The sequence below is a fragment of the Dactylosporangium sp. CA-092794 genome (genome assembly GCF_050948465.1).
GTDB lineage: Bacteria > Actinomycetota > Actinomycetes > Mycobacteriales > Micromonosporaceae > Dactylosporangium.
Genome location: NZ_CP192044.1, coordinates 8,844,464 through 8,862,925, shown reverse-complemented (window position 1 = coordinate 8,862,925; position 18,462 = coordinate 8,844,464). Strand labels below are relative to the sequence as shown.

17 protein-coding genes are annotated in these 18,462 nt (G+C 74.0%); 12 read left to right on the top strand and 5 right to left on the bottom strand.

All coding sequences use genetic code 11. The features are described from left to right. Window positions 1-16: 16 nt before the first annotated feature. From ACQPXD_RS38070 to ACQPXD_RS38050, 5 genes are all read left to right on the top strand, one after another. Window positions 17-1,072: an iron-siderophore ABC transporter substrate-binding protein gene (locus ACQPXD_RS38070; RefSeq protein ID WP_432826762.1), complete on the top strand. Its 1,056-nt coding sequence runs from the start codon at window positions 17-19 to the stop codon at window positions 1,070-1,072. Between the two features lie 183 nt (window positions 1,073-1,255). Continuing rightward, window positions 1,256-1,468 carry a hypothetical protein gene (locus tag ACQPXD_RS38065; RefSeq protein ID WP_432826760.1) on the top strand — a complete coding sequence of 71 codons (213 nt, stop codon included), beginning with the start codon at window positions 1,256-1,258 and terminating at the stop codon, window positions 1,466-1,468. Between the two features lie 111 nt (window positions 1,469-1,579). After that, entirely contained in the window at window positions 1,580-3,286 is a 1,707-nt protein-coding gene (locus tag ACQPXD_RS38060; RefSeq protein ID WP_432826758.1) for a protein kinase, read from the top strand. Between the two features lie 895 nt (window positions 3,287-4,181). Continuing rightward, the gene (locus tag ACQPXD_RS38055) at window positions 4,182-5,081 is read left to right on the top strand and encodes a terpene synthase family protein (RefSeq protein ID WP_432826756.1); all 900 of its coding nucleotides are present in this window, start codon (window positions 4,182-4,184) and stop codon (window positions 5,079-5,081) included. Further along, on the top strand, window positions 5,078-6,532 hold the full coding sequence (locus ACQPXD_RS38050; RefSeq protein ID WP_432826754.1) for a prenyltransferase: 1,455 nt from the start codon (window positions 5,078-5,080) through the stop codon (window positions 6,530-6,532). The genes ACQPXD_RS38055 and ACQPXD_RS38050 overlap by 4 nt, the downstream gene beginning before the upstream one ends. Here the strand turns inward: ACQPXD_RS38050 and ACQPXD_RS38045 are convergent. From ACQPXD_RS38045 to pdhA, 3 genes are read right to left on the bottom strand one after another with little or no spacing between them, the layout of a single operon-like run. Then, entirely contained in the window at window positions 6,510-7,796 is a 1,287-nt protein-coding gene (locus ACQPXD_RS38045; protein WP_432826752.1) for a dihydrolipoamide acetyltransferase family protein, read from the bottom strand. The two genes, ACQPXD_RS38050 and ACQPXD_RS38045, sit on opposite strands and share 23 nt — an antisense overlap. Next, window positions 7,789-8,793 carry an alpha-ketoacid dehydrogenase subunit beta gene (locus ACQPXD_RS38040; protein ID WP_432844108.1) on the bottom strand — a complete coding sequence of 335 codons (1,005 nt, stop codon included), beginning with the start codon at window positions 8,791-8,793 and terminating at the stop codon, window positions 7,789-7,791. Before ACQPXD_RS38040 ends, ACQPXD_RS38045 begins: the two co-directional genes overlap by 8 nt. 59 nt (window positions 8,794-8,852) lie before the next feature. Further along, window positions 8,853-9,983 carry a pyruvate dehydrogenase (acetyl-transferring) E1 component subunit alpha gene (gene pdhA, locus ACQPXD_RS38035; protein ID WP_432844106.1) on the bottom strand — a complete coding sequence of 377 codons (1,131 nt, stop codon included), beginning with the start codon at window positions 9,981-9,983 and terminating at the stop codon, window positions 8,853-8,855. 124 nt (window positions 9,984-10,107) lie between these two features. Here pdhA and ACQPXD_RS38030 point away from each other — a divergent pair, with 124 nt between their 5' ends. Continuing rightward, complete coding sequence (locus ACQPXD_RS38030; protein WP_432826750.1) at window positions 10,108-10,614, top strand: Lrp/AsnC family transcriptional regulator; 507 nt, start codon at window positions 10,108-10,110, stop codon at window positions 10,612-10,614. On the opposite strand, the gene ACQPXD_RS38025 is transcribed toward ACQPXD_RS38030, so the two are convergent. Then, a complete protein-coding gene (locus ACQPXD_RS38025) occupies window positions 10,559-11,242 on the bottom strand; it encodes a TetR family transcriptional regulator (RefSeq protein ID WP_432826748.1) in 684 nt (227 codons plus the stop codon). The genes ACQPXD_RS38030 and ACQPXD_RS38025 overlap by 56 nt on opposite strands. A 127-nt stretch (window positions 11,243-11,369) precedes the next feature. Here ACQPXD_RS38025 and ACQPXD_RS38020 point away from each other — a divergent pair, with 127 nt between their 5' ends. From ACQPXD_RS38020 to ACQPXD_RS38010, 3 genes are read left to right on the top strand one after another with little or no spacing between them, the layout of a single operon-like run. Continuing rightward, window positions 11,370-12,590 (top strand): thiolase family protein, encoded by a 1,221-nt coding sequence (locus tag ACQPXD_RS38020; protein WP_432826746.1) that lies wholly within the window; start codon window positions 11,370-11,372, stop codon window positions 12,588-12,590. Further along, complete coding sequence (locus ACQPXD_RS38015) at window positions 12,587-13,327, top strand: enoyl-CoA hydratase/isomerase family protein (RefSeq protein WP_432826744.1); 741 nt, start codon at window positions 12,587-12,589, stop codon at window positions 13,325-13,327. The genes ACQPXD_RS38020 and ACQPXD_RS38015 overlap by 4 nt, the downstream gene beginning before the upstream one ends. Window positions 13,328-13,353: 26 nt before the next feature. After that, window positions 13,354-14,202 carry a 3-hydroxyacyl-CoA dehydrogenase family protein gene (locus tag ACQPXD_RS38010; protein WP_432844104.1) on the top strand — a complete coding sequence of 283 codons (849 nt, stop codon included), beginning with the start codon at window positions 13,354-13,356 and terminating at the stop codon, window positions 14,200-14,202. A gap of 32 nt (window positions 14,203-14,234) precedes the next feature. On the opposite strand, the gene ACQPXD_RS38005 is transcribed toward ACQPXD_RS38010, so the two are convergent. Beyond that, window positions 14,235-15,053 (bottom strand): enoyl-CoA hydratase/isomerase family protein, encoded by an 819-nt coding sequence (locus ACQPXD_RS38005; RefSeq protein WP_432826742.1) that lies wholly within the window; start codon window positions 15,051-15,053, stop codon window positions 14,235-14,237. A gap of 55 nt (window positions 15,054-15,108) precedes the next feature. On the opposite strand from ACQPXD_RS38005, the gene paaZ reads away from it, so the two are divergent. Genes paaZ through paaB form a run of 3 tightly spaced genes read left to right on the top strand, consistent with a single transcriptional unit; the run spans window position 15,109 to window position 18,451 of the window. Then, entirely contained in the window at window positions 15,109-17,166 is a 2,058-nt protein-coding gene (gene paaZ, locus ACQPXD_RS38000; protein ID WP_432826740.1) for a phenylacetic acid degradation bifunctional protein PaaZ, read from the top strand. Further along, window positions 17,163-18,110, top strand: coding sequence for a 1,2-phenylacetyl-CoA epoxidase subunit PaaA (paaA, locus tag ACQPXD_RS37995; protein WP_432826738.1), 948 nt, complete (start codon window positions 17,163-17,165; stop codon window positions 18,108-18,110). The genes paaZ and paaA overlap by 4 nt, the downstream gene beginning before the upstream one ends. Then, on the top strand, window positions 18,110-18,451 hold the full coding sequence (gene paaB, locus ACQPXD_RS37990) for a 1,2-phenylacetyl-CoA epoxidase subunit PaaB (RefSeq protein ID WP_432826736.1): 342 nt from the start codon (window positions 18,110-18,112) through the stop codon (window positions 18,449-18,451). The genes paaA and paaB overlap by 1 nt, the downstream gene beginning before the upstream one ends. Window positions 18,452-18,462 lie beyond the last annotated feature (11 nt).

Sequence of the window (18,462 nt, the reverse complement as noted above, 5' to 3'; positions counted from 1 at the left end):
AGAAAGGATTCAGCCCGTGCGGCTACCCTCATTTCGGCGGACCGCCATCGCTGTGGCGGCCGGCCTCCTGCTCCTGCTGACCGCGTGCGGGGGCAACTCGGAGCCGTCGGCCTCCTCGTCCGGTGCGGCCACGTCGTCCAGCCCGGCCGCGGCGGCCTTCCCCGTGTCGATCGAGCACAAGTTCGGTACCACCACCATCACCGCGGAACCCAAGCGGATCGTCGTCGTGGGCCTGGTCGAGCAGGACGCCCTGCTCTCGCTGGGCGTGGTGCCGGTCGCGACCACCGAATGGTTCGGCGAGAAGCCCGGCGCCATCTGGCCTTGGGCGGAGGCCAAGCTCGGCGGCGCGGCCAAGCCGGAGGTGCTGACCAACACCGACGGCATCCAGTTCGAGAAGGTCGCGGCGCTGCGACCCGACCTCATCCTCGGCATCTACTCGGGCCTGACCAGCGAGGACTACACCACGCTGGCGAAGATCGCCCCGACCGTCGCGCAGCCCAAGGACGGCATCGACTTCGGCGCGTCCTGGCAGGACGTCACGCACACGGTCGGCGCCGCCGTCGGCCGCAAGGCGCAGGCCGACAAGGTGGTCGCCGATGTTGAGGCCCAGATTGCGGCGGTACGAACCAAAAATCCGGCTTTCGCCGGCGCGACGGCCCTCATGGCGACCACCTACGAGGGCTACTACGTCTACGGACCGCAGGACGCCCGCGGCCGGCTGCTCACCGACCTCGGCTTCAAGCTGCCGCCCGGGCTGGCCGACATCACCGGCAAGGAGTTCGGCGCCGACCTCAGCCGCGAGCACACCGATCTGCTCGACACCGGCGTGCTGATCTGGCTGGTCGACAGCTACGACGAGGACAAGGCCAAGGTCCAGTCCGATCCGTTGTACTCCAAGTTGAAGGTCAAGACCGAGGGCCGCGACATCTTCCTGGAGAACGAGGAACTCGAAGGCGCCGCGACCTCGTTCGTCACCGTGCTGAGCCTGCCGTACCTGCTGGAGAAGCTGGTCCCGCAGTTGGTCGCGGCGGTCGACGGCAACCCGGCGACGGCCGTGGAGCGCGCCTCCTGACCCCTGCCCGCCGGGACCGGACCGTGGGACCCGGCCCCGGCGGGCGGGCTCGCGCTGCGGATGAGCCGCAGCTGTGTTGTCGTAGAACCGTCATGAAGTCGCCGAAAGCGCGTCATAGCGCCGAGGCAACGATGGACTGCGCCGCCGCACCCGGTGGCGCGATCCTGGGAGGGGTCGCAAGACATGACGGTGTTGCACGAACCTGACAGCGCCGACTTCAGCCTCGTGTGCGACGGCTGCGGGGCCACGGTCGATCACCTGGGCGCCAACCTGCACAACTGGGAGCTCGCCTGGAGCCTCGTGCGGCGGCACGGCTGGGTCGGCGAGCGGTCCCGGCAGGGTCCGCACGGCTGCCCGCGCTGCACGTCGCAGGCGGCGCACGCGATCGACGGGTGAGCCCGGGTAGTCGCCCTCACAGTTCACTCCCGGCCCATGCGGCTGTTGCCGGCCAAGGGCATACTCGAATGCGGTGCAACCATCGGCAACGGGCAAGGACGCTTGGGCGACATGGAGCTGGAAGGCCGGTACCGCCTGGACCGCCTCATCGGCGCCGGAGCCACCGCGGAGGTCTGGCGGGGGCACGACGCGCTGCTGCGGCGGCCGGTGGCGATCCGGTTGCTGCGTCCCGGCCGCCCCGACCGCGCCGAGCGGTTCCTGGCCGCCGGTCGCACCGCCGCGCGCCTGACCCACCCCGGCGTGGCCGCCGTCTACGACGTCGGCGTCACCGACCTGCCCGGGCGCGGCCCGACGCCGTTCGTGGTGATGGAGCTGGCCGACGGCCCGACCCTGGCCGCGCGCCTCGAGGCGGGCCCGCCGCTGAGCCGCCCGGAGGCGGCCCGCATCGCGGCCGACATCGCCGCCGCGCTCGCCGAGGCCCACGGCCAGCGGGTGGCGCACGGCGCCCTCAACCCGATCAAGGTCGTCCTCTCCGAGGTCGGCACCAAGGTCTTCGGCTTCACCGGCGACCTGTCCGCGGACGGCCCCGACCGCCTGCCCGATCGCGGCGACCGCTCCGGCGGTGCTGCCCGGGCCGGCGGCGGTGATCGGGCCGGCGGTGCTGGCCGGGCCGCGGACGTCGGTGAGGGCGTGGTCGGCGACGTGCGGGCGCTGGGTGCGCTGCTGGCGGCGTGCCTGGGCGACGATGCCGGTGGCGGGCACGCCCACGGCTTCGGCGGCCGGTCGTTCGATGCGCTGCGGGCCTTCGCGGAGCGGTGCATGGCCGCCGATCCGGCGGTCCGGCCCGGCAGCGCCGAGGTCGCGGCCACGCTCGCCGGTCTCGCCGATGCCACCCACCGGCTCCCGGCGGTCCGCCGCTTGCGCAGTGCCGCGCCGCGCGCCACCCGACCCGCCGCGGCCGTGTTCGCCGGCCTCGTCGACGCCACGCTCCGACTGCCGGTCGTCCGCCGGTCGCACCCCTCCGCTCCACACGCCCCGGCCCCACGCGCCACGCCGCTGCCCGCTACCGTGGCGTGGTCGCCGCCGGTCGGCTCCATACCGGCGCCGCGGGCCGCCGCCATGCCGCCGGACTCGCCAACCGTCCCGGTCGCGTCGGGTGCCTTCGGTGGCGCCGTGGCGTGGACCCTGCCCGCCGGGGCGTCGTCGGCCACGCAACCCGTCGTGGCGTCGCCGGCCACGCCGCACGTCGTGGCGGCGCGGCGACGGGCGTGGGATACGGACGGGCGGCGGTCGGGGCGGGATGTGGACGGGCGGCGCCGGGTGCGGTGGACGGTGCGCGCCGCCATCGCCGGGGCCGGCGCCCTGGCTCTGCTGCTCGGCGGGGTGGCGCTCGGCCAGGCCGGCGACGGCGGCCGGAACTGGTTCGAGCACCCGCCGGAGGTCGCGGTCGTCCCGCCGCCCGACGTCGTCGTCGCTCCGCCGAAGGCCACGTCGTGCGCGAACGCGGCGCTCGACGCGAAGGCGTGCCCGCCCGCCGCCGCGAGCCCGACGGCGCATCCCGCCGCGACCACCACCACCGCTCCCGCGCCCCGGCGCACCACCAAGCCGCCGCGGCCGTCGGCGACCAGGACCACGCCGGCACCGCACTCGTCCGCGCCGCCCCAGTCCCCGTCGGCCTCGCCGTCCGCGCCCGCGTCCCCGCCACCGTCGGCCTCGCCGTCCGCGCCGCCGACGACCGAGCCGCCGCCGCCCTCACCGACCGAGACGCCGCCGCCGACCGATGAGGCGTCCGCGCCGCTGTTCGCCGAGTCGGTGTAGCGCCGGCGCCCTCACCGGCTGGCACACGGCCGCCGACCAGCGAGGCGTCCGCGCCGCTGTGCGCCGAGTCGGTGTAGCGCCGGCGCCCTCACCGGCTGGCACACGGCCGCCGACCAGCGAGGCGTCCGCGCCGCTGTGCGCCGAGTCCGTTCAGCGCCGACGTCGTCACCACCGACACGCCGTCGCCGGCCGATCCATCGGCGTGGCCCGGGCCGGACGTATGTCTCCGTGATCATGATGCCCGCGGTGGCCGCGCTCGGGTTTTTCATGATCCCGGAGACTTTCGGTACACGGGTGTACATCAACGCTCCGTGATCATGAGAAACCGTTGGTGTCGGTGACGGGTGCGGCATGATCGCGGAGACTTGCGGTCGCTGCGGCCCCCCAGCGCCCGGGGTGTGGACGTGAGCCGGGTCCGTTTAGCGCGGATTCGCGGCTGAAGCGGGCCCCCGATGAGACTCGACCGGCGAGCAAACCTGGGCGCCGGCCGCCCGTTTCGTCCGGCATCCTGTGATCGGGTACCGGCTGGTACGGCTCAGTATTGGGCGCGGCGTTCGCGATTGTTTCGGGCGGTCGTCTGCTCAGCGCGAGAAGTGATAAATAACATAAATATGTACATCCGTCTTGCTCTACGCTGGCCCTTGGGCAGCGTGGATGCGATGATCGTGCAGGTTTCACTATGCAATTTTCATCGATGCCGGGCGCCGCGATGCCCGGGACCGCTGGGGGTGTCCATTGACCGCGGTCGAGATCAAAACCGTCGGCAACGCTCGCATGATTGCGTCGTCCCGGTCGGTCGGGAATTCGTTCGGAACATTCACTTACTTCCCTTACCGATTGTTAAATCCGGGCTCTCGGCATGGCCGGGGCCGGGTTCTCGGCTGAGCGGCGCGCCATGACCGAAGCACCGGCCGTCGGGCAGGATCTCGGCGGCGAGCTCGCGGCGACCATCGAGCACGGCCGCATCTGCGGGCTGGCCGCGGGCGGCCAGCGCGACCTGCAGGCCGCCGCCGACGCCCACCCGCAGCTGTTCCCGCCGCGGCCCTTCGACGCCACCGTGTTCAGCACCGTCGCGATGGCCACCGCGTTCGGCGCGCCCTGGTGCACGCGCGAGCAGCTGCGCATCGCCAACCTCACCGCGCTGTGGGTGTTCGCCGCCGACTGGCGCGTCGACTACCTGGCCGAGCGGCCGGGCGACGTCGAGGCCGTCGTCGAAGGCTGCCTCCGCGTCGCCGACGGCGAGACGCCCGCGGAGGGCGACGAGCTCGGGCGGATGCTCGCCGAGGTGCGTGACGAACTGGCGGCGGCGCCGGCGTTCGCCGCGCACCGGCCGGCCTGGCGCGAGGAGCTGCGCCGCATGCTGGCCGCGATGCGGCGGGAGTGGCAGTGGAAGCACTCGCGCACGCTGCCGGCTTTCCCGGAGTACCTCGAAAACGCCGACAACTTCGGCTCGTCCTGGGTCAATGTCTCGCACTGGATCGGCCTGGGGGAGCCGGGCACGCTGGACAATCTCGCCGCGCTGACCGGCGTCGGCCGCACCGTCCAGCGCGTTTTGCGCCTGGTCAACGACCTTGCCACCTACCGCCGCGACGTCGGCTGGGGCGACCTCAACGCCCTCATGCTCGGACTCGACCGCGACGAGCTCACCCGGCACATCGGCGAGCTGGTCCGGCAGGGCCTCGCCGAGGCCGGGCAGCTGTCCGCCCGCTGCCCGCAGGAGGCGGTGTACCTCACCCGCCAGATCGGCTTCAGCAGCGGCTTCTACCGCGTCAGCGACTTCTGGGGCGGGCTGTGAGCATCGACGACGACGTCACCGCGACCGTCGATCGGCCGGTACCAAACCTGCTGACGAGCCTCGCGGAGCAGCCCTGGGGGCAGGTGTCGGCGTCGGTCTATGAGACCGGCCGGCTGGTGAGCCTCGCCCCGTGGCTGCCGCGCCACGACGAACGGGTCAAGTTCCTGCTCGACGCGCAGCGGGGCGACGGTGGCTGGGGGCCTCCGGAAGGGTACGCCCTGGTGCCGACCCTCAGCGCGACCGAGGCGCTGCTGGCGGCCGGCGAGCCCGGCGCGGCCGGGCGCGGCCTGGAGCTGCTGGCCCGGCTGCTGGCCGCGGCGCCGCCCATCCCCGACACCCCCGCCGCCGATCTCATCGTGCCGGCCCTGATCGAGGCGATCACCGCGCGGACCGGCCGCTCCCTGCCGCTGCCGCCCGGTCTGGACGGCGCCCGGCTGGCCGCGGTCCGCCGGCGCTTCGGGGCCGGCGCGGCCGTGCCGCCGAAGCTCCTGCACGCCCTGGAGGTCCTCGGCGACGCCGCCCGCGGCGTCGCCGGTGTCGTGCTCGCCGGGCCGGGCACGGTCGGGGCCTCGCCGGCCGCGACGGCGGCCTGGCTCAGCGGGCCGCACCCGTCGCCGGCGCTGGCCTACCTCGGCGACGTGGTGCGCCGCGCGGGCGGCCCGGTGCCCTGCGCCACGCCGATCACCGTGTTCGAGCGGGCCTGGGTGCTCGGCAGCCTGACCCGGGCCGGCGTGCCGTTCGCCGCCCCGGACGACCTGGTCTCGTCCCTGACCGCCGGCTGGGGGCCCGACGGCACGGCGGCCGCGCCCGGCCTGCCCGCCGACGCGGACACCACCGCGGTGGTGCTGTTCGCGCTGCAGGAGCTCGGCCGCCCGGCCGACACCGGCGTGCTGCGCGGCTACGACACCGGCGCGCACTTCAGCACGTGGCCGGGGGAGGACGGCGCCTCCGTCACGACCAACGCGCACGTGCTCGACGCGCTCGGCGCCGAGCCGCGGCACGCCGGCGTCGCCGAGCGGCTCACCGGCTGGCTGTGCGCGCGGCAGGAGCCCGGCGGCGCGTGGCACGACCGCTGGCACAGCTCGCCGTACTACGCGACCGCCTGCTGCGTGCTCGCCCTGGCCCGCTTCGGCCGGGGTCCGGTCGCCGCCCGGGCCGTCGACCGCGCGGTCGCCTGGGTGGCGGCGAACCAGCGGCCGGACGGCTCGTGGGGCCGCTGGACCGGCACGGCCGAGGAGACCGCCTACGCGCTGCACGCGCTGCTCGCCCCGGGCGGCCCGGGCGTGCCGCCGGCGGCGTCGCTGTCCGCCGCCGCCGGCTACCTCGCCCGGCCCGCCGGTCCGCCCGACCCGCCGCTGTGGCACGACAAGGACCTCTACGCGCCGCACGCGATCATCCGGGCCGCGGTGCTGGCCGCACAGCACCTGGCTAGAGGTCGCCCAGCGCGGTGATCGGCTTCTCGATGTGATCCGCGAGCTTGCGCAGGAAGCCGCCGGCCGTGCCACCGTCGCAGACGCGATGGTCGAAGGCGAGGGTGAGCTGGCTGACCTTGCGCACGGTGAGCTGGCCGTCGACGACCCAGGGCCGGTCGATGATGCGGCCCATGCCGATGATCGCGACCTCCGGGTGGTTGATGATGGCGGCCGAGCCGTCGACGCCGAAGACGCCGTAGTTGTTGACGGTGACGGTACCGCCGGTGAGCTCCGCCGGGGCGAGCTGACCGGCGCGCGCGGACGCGGTCCGGCTCGCCAGTGCCGCGGACAGGTCCCGGGTGGAGAGCCGGTGCGCGTCCCGGACGACCGGGACGACCAGGCCCCGCTCGGTCTGTGCGGCGAACCCCAGGTGGATGTGGTCGGGGATGACGATCTCGTCGCCGGCGATGTGGGCGTTGAGCTCGGGGTAGCGGCGCAGCGCCAGGATGGTGAATCGCGCCAGCAGCGCGAGCAGGCTGACCGGCTGCTCGGGGGTCGCGCTGTTGATCAGGGCCCGCGCGGCCAGCAGGTCGGTGGCGTCGACGTCGACCCAGACCGTCGCCTCCGGGATCTCCCGGCGGGAACGGCTGAGCTTCTCGGCGACGGTCCGGCGCAGGCCGCGCAGCGGGATGCGGGTCTCGCCGATGTCCCCGCCGGTCGTGGCCGGCACCGCCGGGGCCACTGCCGGTTGCGCGGGCGGCGTCGTCTGGCGGGACCGCAGCGCCGGCTCGATGTCGCCGCGCCGGATGACGCCGGACGGCCCGGTGCCGCGGATCGTCGCCAGGTCGAGGCCGGCGTCGCGGGCCAGCTTGCGCACCAGCGGCGAGATGACGGCGACGGCCGTGACCGGCTGGTTGCCGGGAGCGCCGCGCCGCCGGCCGGGCCGGCGGCGCCGGACGCTGGTCGCCGCGGCGGTGCCGTAGCCGATGAGGACGTTGCCGCTGGCCTCCTCCACCGCTGCCGGGTTCGCGTCCGGGAGGGTCGTGCCCGGCTCCCGGAACGGGGCGGCGGCGCTGTCGACGCTGATGAGCGGCTGACCGACCTTGACGGTCGCGCCCGCCTTCGCGTGCAGTGCGGCCACGGTGCCGGCGAACGGCACGGGGACCTCGACGGCGGCCTTCGCGGTTTCCACCTCGACGACGATCTGGTCGATCGTCACCCGGTCGCCGACGTTGACGTACCACTTGATGATCTCGGCTTCTTCGAGGCCCTCGCCGAGGTCGGGCAGCAAGAAGTCAGGCACGGGCACCGCCCCGGCCGAGCCACCGCTGATCGGGTTCGTCGTCCCACTGCAGCCTGGCGATCGCGTCGAGGATGCGGTCGGCGTTGGGCAGGTGGTGGCGTTCGTGCATGGGCGCCGGGTAGGGGATGTCGAAGCCGGTGACGCGCAGGATGGGCGCCTGCAGGTGGTGGAAGCAGCGTTCGGTGAGCCGGGCGGCGATCTCGGCGCCGTAGCCGCAGAACCCGGCCGCCTCGTGGATGACGACCGCCCGTCCGGTCCGCCGCACCGACTCGGTGAGGGTCCGGTCGTCGACCGGGGACAGGCTGCGCAGGTCGATGACCTCGGCGTCCCAGCCCTCCTCGGCCGCGGCGGCCGCGGCCTCGAGGGCGGTGGCGACTGTGCCGCCGTAGCTGATCAGCGTGACGTCGGTGCCGGGCTTCACCACGGCCGCCTGGTCGATGCCCGGTCCGGCGCTGGTGAGCTCCACGGTGTCCTTGGCCCAGTAGCGGCGCTTCGGCTCGAGGAACACCACCGGGTCGGGGCAGTCGATCGACTGCCGCAGCAGGCGGTAGGCGTCGGCCGGGTTCGCCGGGGTGACGACCCGCAGCCCGGGGGTGTGGGCGTAGTAGGCCTCGGAGGAGTCGCAGTGGTGCTCGACGCCGCCGATGCCCCCGCCGTAGGGGATGCGCACGACGATCGGCAGGCCGACGGCGCCCCGGGTGCGGTTGTGCAGCTTCGCGAGATGGCTGGTGATCTGCTCGAACGCCGGGTAGGCGAAGGCGTCGAACTGCATCTCCACGACCGGGCGCAGACCGTTCATCGCCATGCCGATGGCGGTACCGACGATGCCGGCCTCGGCCAGCGGGGTGTCGAAGACCCGCCGGTCGCCGAAGCGCTCCGCGAGGCCGTCGGTGATGCGGAAGACGCCGCCCAGGGTCCCGACGTCCTCGCCGAAGACGAGCACCCGATCATCGGCCGCCAGGGCGTCGGCGAGGGCGGCGTTCAGCGCCGCGGCCATGGTGACGGGCGCCGGGGTACGCACCGGGCCGGCCGGCGCCACGCTGTCCAGGGTGCTCGTCACTGCGCCTCCTCGGCGTCGCGCAGCTCGTCGAGCAGGGTGTCGCGCTGCTCGATCAGCGGCGTGGTGGGTTCGGTGTAGACGTGGGCGAACAGCTCGGCCGGATCGAGGGCGACGTCGGCGTTCATCCGCTCGCGCACACCGGCCGCGAACCGCTCGGCCTCGGCCCGCAGCCCCTCGGCCGCGGCGTCGTCCAGCCGGCCGGCGGCCCGCAGGTAGGTCTCCAGCCGGTCGATCGGGTCGCGGCGCAGCCAGGACGCGACCTCGTCGCTTTCCCGGTACCGGGTGGCGTCGTCGGCGTTGGTGTGCGCCTCGATGCGGTAGGTGAGAGCCTCGATGAGCGTCGGCCCCTCGCCGCGGGCGGCCCGCTCGACGGCCTCGCGCACGGTCGTGTAGACGGCGGCGGCGTCGTTGCCGTCGATGAGCACACCGGGCATGCCGTAGCCGACGCCCTTGTGCGCCAGGGACGGCGCGGCGGTCTGCTTGTCCAGCGGGACGCTGATCGCGTAGCCGTTGTTCTGCACCAGGAACACGACCGGCGTCTTCCAGACCGCGGCGAAGTTCAGCGCCTCGTGCGTGTCCCCCTCGCTGGTCGCGCCGTCGCCGAGCAGCACCAGGGCCACGGTGTCCTCGCCCTTGAGCCGGGCGGCGTGGGCCAGCCCGACCGCGTGCAGGGTGTTGGTGGCCAGCGGGGTGCATTGGGGCGCGACGCGGTGCTGGTAAGGGTCGTAGCCGCAGTGCCACTCCCCGCGCAGCAGGCTCAGCACCTCGATCGGGTCGACCCCGCGCGTGGTGATGGCGACCGAGTCCCGGTAGGTCGGGAACAGCCAGTCCTGGTCGCGCAGCGCCAGCACCGCGCCCACCTCGCAGGCGTCCTGTCCGCGCGAGGACGGGTACACGGCCAGTCGCCCCTGCTTGGTGAGGGCCGTGGCCTGCGCGTCGAACCGGCGCCCGATCACCATCCGGCGGTGCAGCTCGGACAGCACCTCGCCGGCCGGCAGCCGGCCGGCCTCCCCGACCGGACGACCGGCCGGGTCGATCAGCTGCCCCGGGTCCGGGCCCGGTAGCAGGCCGATGCCGGCCGGTTTCGCCGGCGAGGTCTTGGGACGGGCGGCTATAGCGGTCACGATTCGGCTCCTGCGGCGAGTCTCGGCGAAGCGATTGACGCCAGTGTCGCGCCGATCCTGACCAACAGTCCAGGCGTGACCAACAACCCGAGAACAATGGTCACACTGGACGGGTATAGTCGGCAATGTGGTTGATCAACGGCATCCCGTGGGCGGGGTCGGCGGACAAATGGCCGAGCTGGACGAGACCGACCGGCGCATCGTGGACGAGCTGCGCGGCAACAGCCGGATGTCGATGCGCGCCCTGGCGGCCGCGTTGCACATCTCCCGGGCCAACGTCTACACGCGGGTGGCCCGGCTCGAGCGCGAAGGGGTGATCACCGGCTATACGGCGATCATCGACCCGCAGCGCTACGGGCACGCCCTGTCGGCCTACGTCTTCCTCAAGGTGCAGCAGCAGTCCTGGAAACGCCTGCAGGAGCGCGTGCTCGACATCCCCGAGGTCGACCACGCGGCGCTCGTCTCCGGCGAGCACGACATCATCCTGCTGGTGCGCACCCGCGACGCGGCCGCGCTGCGCGACCTGGTGCTGACCCGGCTGCAGGACATGCCGGAGGTGGTGAGCACGCAGACGGTGCTCATCTTCGACGAGACGACGCCTGCCTCGCGGGCCGGGCGGACGCCGCCGGAGTGACCTCCCGGCGGATCCGCAGCCCGTCGAAGGCGACGGCGCACACCGCCTCCGCGAGCCCTTCCCCCGTGTCCGCGCCGGCGCGGGCCGCCCCTCGCCGCCCGGGCCGGTACCACTCGACGAGCGAGTTGACCATCCCGAACAGCAGGCGCGCGGTGACGGCCGGCTCGACGTCCGGTCGGATGTCACCGTCGCGAGCGGCCTCGGCCACCAGCTCGGCGACCAGCCGGTCGAAGGCGCGGCGGCGGCTCAGCGCGTCACGTTCCACCCTGGTGTTCCCGCGGACCCGCAGCAGCAGCGTCACGTAGGGCAGCTGGCGCTGCAACACCCCGACCGTCTCGCGCACCAGGTACTCCAGGCGGTCGATGGCCGGCGCCTCCATCCGCTGCGCCTGCTCCGCCACCTCCGACCATCCGTCCAGCGCGCGGTTCAGGGCCAGCCGGAGCAGCTCCTCCTTGCCGGAGACGTGGTGGTAGATGGCCGATTTGGCGATGCCGAGCCGGCGCGACAGGTCCTCCATGCTGGCGCCGTCGTAGCCGCGCTCGTTGAACACCTCGACCGCGACGGCGAGCAGGCCCTCCAGGTCGTAGCCGGGTCGTCCGCGGCGGGGACGGGACGTTGCGCTCGTCATGGCCCTATTTTCGCCGAGCCGGCCGAGGCCGCCCGCGACGGGCTGTGAAACGCGTCTCGACCCCTGGCGAATTACTGAACGTCCGGTCGAGAATACCGGCTGCCGGAGCCCCGTACAGGAGGTTGGTATGCCTGAAGTATTTCTGATCGGCGGGGTGCGGACCCCGCAGGGCCGCTACGGCGGAGCGCTGGCCGCGGTGCGGCCCGATGATCTGGCCGCGCAGGTGGTGGCCGAGGCGGTGCGCCGGGCCGGCGTCGGCGCGGACGCGGTCGACGAGGTGATCCTCGGCGCGGCGAACCAGGCCGGCGAGGACAACCGCGACGTCGCGCGCATGGCCGTCCTGCTGGCCGGGCTGCCCGACACGGTGCCCGGCTACACCGTCAACCGGCTCTGCGCCAGCGGGCTCACCGCGATCGCCGCCGGGGCCCAGGCGATCCGCGCGGGCGAGGCCGACGTCGTCGTGGCCGGCGGCGTCGAGTCGATGACCCGCGCCCCATGGGTGATGGCCAAGCCCGGCACGCCGTGGGCCCGGCCGGGCGAGGTCGTCGACACCTCACTCGGCTGGCGGTTCACCAACCCGCGCTTCGCCGAGCACGACGCGGCCCTGCCCGCCGGCGCCGGGCCCGAGGTGCGCAAGGTGACGCTGTCGATGGGCGAGACCGCCGAGGAGGTCGCCGCGCTCGACGGGATCACCCGCGCCGCCAGCGACGCGTTCGCGCTGCGCAGCCACCAGCGCGCCCTGGCCGCGCAGCGGGCCGGGCACTTCGACGCCGAACTGCTGGCGATCCAGACCCGGGCGGGCACGGTCACCCAGGACGAGGGCCCGCGGGCCGACACCACCCTGGAGAAGCTGGGCGCGCTGCGCACGGTCTTCCGCGCCGACGGCATCGTCACCGCGGGCTCGTCCTCGCCGCTGTCGGACGGCGCGGCCGCGATCGTGCTGGCCAGCGCGGAGGCGGTGCGCCGGCACGGCCTCACGCCGCGGGCGCGCGTCGTCGGCGCGGCCAGCGCCGGGGTCGCGCCGCACCTCATGGGGCTCGGGCCGGTCCCGGCCACCCAGAAGCTGCTGGGCCGCATCGGCTGGGACGTGGCCGACCTGGGCGCCGTGGAGCTCAACGAGGCCTTCGCGGCGCAGAGCCTGGCCGTGATCGCCCGGCTCAAGCTCGACGACCAGATCGTCAACCGCGACGGCGGCGCGATCGCGCTCGGCCACCCGCTCGGCTGCTCCGGCGCCCGGCTGGTGGTCACCCTGCTCGGCCGGATGGAGCGCGAGTCCGCCCGCCGCGGCCTGGCCACCCTGTGCGTCGGTGTCGGGCAGGGCGTGGCACTCGCCGTGGAAGCGGCGTGAGCGAGTTCGAGAACCTCCGCGTCGAGGCGGGCGAGGACCGCGTCGTCGCCACCCTCACCCGGACGCGGGCGCGCAACGCCATCGACCGGGCCACCGTCGAGGAGCTGCACCGGCTCTGCGATCTGCTCGAGCGGAGGCCGCGGCCGCTGATCCTGACCGGCGCCGGCGGCACGTTCGCGGCCGGCGCGGACATCGCCGAGCTGCGCGAGCGGCGGCGCGAACAGGCCCTCGCGGGCATCAACAGCCGCGTCTTCGACCGGGTGGCCCGGCTGCCGCTGCCGACCGTCGCCGCGGTGGACGGCCCGGCGCTCGGCGGCGGGGCCGAGCTGGCCTACGCCTGCGACATCCGCCTGGCCACCCCGGCCGCGGTGTTCGCCAACCCGGAGCCCGGCCTGGGCATCCTGGCCGCGGCCGGCGCCACCTGGCGGCTGCGCGAGCTGGTCGGCGCCTCGATCGCCAAGCAGGTCCTGCTGGGCGGCTACCGCCTCGACGCCGAGGCCGCCCTGCGCTGCGGGCTGGTGGCCGAGATCGTCGCGCCGGAGGAGTTGCTCGGCCGCGCGCACGCGCTGCTGGACACGATGGTGCGCCAGTCCGCGCTGGCGCTGCGGCTCACCAAGCTCGTGGTCGACGCCGGCGGGGCCCATCCGGTGGCCGACGACCTGGCCCAGGCGGTGCTCTTCGAGACCGAGGACAAGCAGCGGCGGATGACCGCCTTCCTGGAACGGAGAACGCGATGAGCGAGCTTCCCGGAACGCAGAACGCGATGAGCGAGCCGATCGCGGTGGTCGGCGGCGGACGTATGGGCGCCGGGATCGCCCACGTCTTCGCCGCGGCGGGCCACCCGGTGACCGTCGTGGAGGCCGGCGAGGCGGCCCGGCAGGGCGCCCGCGACCGGATCGCGAGCGGCCTGGCCCGCGCCGCCGAGCGCGGCGCGCTCGGCGGCGCGGACGCGGACACCGTGCTGTCGCGGGTGGTCGTCGTCGGCGCCGCGAGCGAGATCGATCCGGCCACCGTGCTGGTCGTCGAGGCGGTGCCGGAGGCGGTGGAGCTGAAGCGGAGCGTGATCGCCGCCGTGGAGGCCGCGGTGGGGCCGGACTGCGTCGTCGCCAGCAACACGAGCTCGCTGTCGATCAACGGCCTGGCCGCCGCCGCGGCGGTGCCGGCCCGGATCGTCGGCATGCACTTCTTCAATCCGGTGCCGGCGTCCTCGCTGGTCGAGGTCGTCACCGCCGACGCCACCGCGCCGGGCGTCGTGCGGCGGGTCGTCGGCTGGGTCGCCGAGCTGGGCAAGAGCGAGGTGGTCGTCCGTGACAGCCCCGGCTTCGCCACCAGCCGGTTGGGCGTGCTGCTCGGGCTGGAGGCGATCCGCATGCTGGAGGAGGGGGTCGCCGACGCCGCCTCGATCGACCGGGCGATGGAGCTGGGCTACCGGCACCCGATGGGACCGCTGCGCTCGACCGACCTCGTCGGCCTGGACGTGCGGCTGGCCATCGCCGAGCACCTGCGGGAGACCCTGGGGGAGCGGTTCACGCCGCCGCGGCTGCTGCGCGACAAGGTCGCCCGGGGCGAGCTGGGCCGCAAGTCCGGCCGCGGCTTCTACGACTGGTCCTGATCCGACGCCGGCCCCGCCGGGCCGGCGCCGCGTCAGCGGCCGTGGAACTGTGGCCGCTGCTTGGCCAGGAACGCGGCGGTGGCGTTGCGGTGGTCGACCGTGAGCCCGAGCCGGTGCTGGTCGCGCCCTTCGGCGGCGAGCACCTCGGGCAGCGGCAGACCCCACGCCCGCCGCAGGGCGGCCTTGGCGGTGGCGTGGGCGAGGGTCGGCCCGGCGGCCAGCCGCTCGGCGAGGGCCCGGGCCGCGTCCGCGAGCTCGTCCGCCGCGACGACCTCGCCGACCAGCCCCCAGCTCAGCGCCCGCTCGGCGGTGAACGGCTCGGCCCGCAGCACCAGCTCGCTGGCCCGGGCCAGGCCGACCGCCTGGGCCAGCGTGGCGGACAGCCCGGAGTCGCAGCTCAGCCCGATGCCGGTGAAGGCGGTCGTGAACTTCGCCGAGTCGGCGCAGACCCGCAGGTCGCACGCCAGGGCGAGGGAGAGGCCCGCGCCCGCGCAGGTGCCGTTGATCGCCGCGATGACCGGCTTCGGCGCGGTCACGAGGCTGGTGACGATGGGGTTGTAGTCCCGCTCGACGGTGTCGAACGCGTGCTCCGGGTCGCGCTCCAGCGCGGCCGCGTGCTCGCCCAGGTCCTGGCCGGCGCAGAACACGCGGCCCGCGCCGGTGAGCACGACGGCCCGGATCGACCCGTCGGCGGACAGCTCGTCCAGCGCGGTCAGCAGCTGTTGCTTCGCGGCCGCGGTCAGGGCCGGGGTCCGCATCGTCACCACCGCGACCGCGCCGGATCGGAGTGCCGTCACGGCGGAGGCATCGGTGGCATCGGCGGTTTCGGCCACGTGCTTGTCGGAGGTCACGGCGGTAGTCTAAATTACTGAACGTCCGGTCGGGAAGTCGAATGCGAGGATCTTCATGACGGTGCTGCGAAGCTATGTGGGCGGGCATTGGGTCGCGCCCGACGACGGCCAACCGATCCACGACGCCGTCACCGGCGAGGACGTCGCCCTGATCAGCTCCGCGGGTGTGGACTTCGCCGCCGCGCTCGAGCACGGCCGCCGGGTCGGCGGACCGGCACTGCGCGCCCTGACCTTCCACGAGCGCGCCGAACTGGCCAAGGCGGCCGGCCTGCTGCTGCGCGAGCACCGCGAGGAGCTCTACGCGCTGTCGGCCCGCACCGGCGCGACGCTCGGCGACTCCAAGTTCGACATCGACGGCGGCATCGGCGTCCTGCTCGGCTACGCGAGCAAGGCCAAGCGCGAGCTGCCCAACGACCGGGTCTACGTCGAGGGCCCCGTCGAGTCCCTCGGGCGCGGCGGGCAGTTCCTGGGCCAGCACATCCTCACCCCGCTGCTCGGCGTGGCCGTGCAGATCAACGCCTTCAACTTCCCGGTGTGGGGGCCGCTGGAGAAGCTCGCCCCGGCCCTGATCGCCGGCGTCCCGTCGCTGATCAAGCCGGCCACGCCGACGGCGTACCTCACCGCCCGGATGGTCGAGATCATTGTGGAGTCCGGCCTGCTGCCCGAGGGCGCCCTCCAGCTGGTCTGCGGCGGCGCCGGCGACCTGCTCAACCACCTGACCGAGCAGGACCTGCTCGCCTTCACCGGCTCCGCCTCGACCGCCCGGCGGCTGCGGTCCCACCCGGCCGTGGTGAACCGCTCCGTGCGGTTCAACGCCGAGGCCGACTCGCTGAACTGCTCGATCCTCGGCCCCGACGCCGTACCGGGCACGCCGGAGTTCGATCTCTACGTCAAGCAGCTCGTCAGCGAGATGACGGTCAAGGCCGGGCAGAAGTGCACCGCGATCCGCCGCGCCTTCGTGCCGGCCGATCGCGTGGACGCCGTCGTCGAGGCCGTCTCGGCCCGGCTGGCCAAGGTCGTCGTCGGCAACCCGGCCGAGGAGTCGGTGCGGATGGGGGCGCTGGCCGGGCTGGAGCAGCGCGAGGAGGTGCGCCGCTCGCTCAAGGCGCTCGCCGACGCCGGGCGCGTCGTCTACGGCGACCCCGAGCGCGTCGAGGTGGTCGGCGCCGACGCCGAGCGAGGCGCGTTCCTGTCACCGATCCTGCTGGTCGGCGACGCCCAGCGGGCGGAGCCGCACGAGGTCGAGGCGTTCGGGCCGGTGAGCACGCTGCTGGCCTACCGCGACACCGCCGACGTGATCGAGCTCGCCGCCCGGGGCCAGGGCAGCCTGGCCGGTTCGATCGTCACCGGCGACGCGGACTTCGCCCGCGACGTCGTGCTGGGCGTCGCCCCCTGGCACGGACGGCTGCTGGTGCTCGATCAGGACGCGGCACCGGAGTCGACCGGCCACGGGTCGCCGCTGCCGATGCTCGTCCACGGCGGCCCGGGCCGGGCCGGCGGCGGCGAGGAGATGGGCGGCATGCGCGGCGTCTTCCACCACATGCAGCGCACCGCCGTGCAGGCGAGCCCGCGCATGCTCGCTGCGGTGACCGGCCGCTGGGTCAAGGGCGCGCCCCGGGCCGCCGAAGGTCCGCACCCCTTCACCAAGTCGCTGGCGGAGCTGCGGATCGGGGACACGATCGCCGGCGGCCCGCGCGTGGTCACCGAGGCCGACGTCGCGCACTTCGCGGAGTTCACCGGCGACACCTTCTACGCGCACACCGACGAGGCGGCCGCGGCGAAGAACCCGTTCTTCGGCACCAGGGTCGCCCACGGCTACCTGATCCTCTCGTTCGCGGCCGGCCTGTTCGTCGAGCCGGACTTCGGGCCGGTGCTGGCCAACTACGGCATCGACAACCTGCGGTTCGTCACGCCGCTGAAGCTGGGCGACGCGATGAGCGTGGTCCTGACCTGCAAGCAGATCAGCCCGCGCCCGGGCGAATACGGCGAGGTCCGCTGGGACGCCGAGGTGACCAACCACAACGGCGAGACCATCGCGACCTACGACGTCCTCACGATGGTGGCCAAGCAGTGGCCGCCCGCGAACGACGGCACGGAGGCGAGCCGGTCATGACGGCGGTCGAGGAGCCCCTGCAGGAGCACTTCCAGGAGACGATCGCGCACGACCACCGCATCGAGCCGCGCGACTGGATGCCGGACGGCTACCGCAAGACCGTGATCCGCCAGGTGGCGCAGCACGCGCACTCGGAGATCATCGGCATGCAGCCGGAGGGCAACTGGATCACCCGGGCGCCGTCGCTGCGGCGCAAGGCGATCCTGCTGGCCAAGGTGCAGGACGAAGCCGGACACGGGTTGTACCTCTACAGCGCGGCCGAGACGCTCGGCGCCGACCGCGAGGAGCTGACCGAGGGCCTCATCAGCGGCCGGCAGAAGTACTCGTCGATCTTCAACTACCCGACCCTGACCTACGCCGACGTCGGCGTGATCGGCTGGCTGGTCGACGGCGCCGCGATCTGCAACCAGGTCCCGCTGTGCCGCTCGTCCTACGGCCCCTACGCGCGGGCGATGATCCGCATCTGCAAGGAGGAGTCCTTCCACCAGCGGCAGGGCTACGAGCTGCTGCTGACCATGATGCGCGGCACCCAGGCGCAGCGGGACATGGTGCAGGACGCGACGAACCGGTTCTGGTGGCCGTCGCTGATGATGTTCGGCCCGCCGGACGAGGCGTCGCCCAACACCGCGCGGTCGATGGCCTGGGGCATCAAGCGGCACACCAACGACGAGCTGCGCCAGCGCTTCGTCGACATGACCGTCCCGCAGGCCGAGAAGCTCGGCGTGACCCTGCCCGACCCGGCGCTGCGGTGGAACGCCGAGCGCGGCCACTACGACTTCGGGCCGGTCGACTGGGACGAGTTCAACGCCGTGGTCGCCGGCAACGGGCCGTGCAACGCCCAGCGGATCGCCCGGCGGCGGGCCGCCCACGAGGACGGCTCCTGGGTTCGCGAGGCGGCCATGGCGCACGCGGCGAAGGCCGCGCGGACGGCGGGGGAGGACTGATGTACGGCGACTACGACACCACCGCGCCGAGCGACGGCGAGGCGGCGGACTCGGCGCCCCGCGGGCGCTGGCCGCTGTTCGAGGTGTTCCTGCGCGGCAAGCGCGGGCTGAACCACGTCCACGTCGGTTCGCTGCACGCGGCCGACGAGCAGATGGCCCTGCGCCACGCGCGCGATCTCTACACCCGCCGCAACGAGGGCGTCAGCATCTGGGTCGTGCGCTCGTCCGCGATCAGCGCGTCGAGCCCGGACGAGAAGGACCCGTTCTTCGCACCCAGCGGCGACAAGGTCTACCGGCACCCGACCTTCTATGCGATCCCCGACGACGTGCCGCACATGTGAGGACGCAGCCA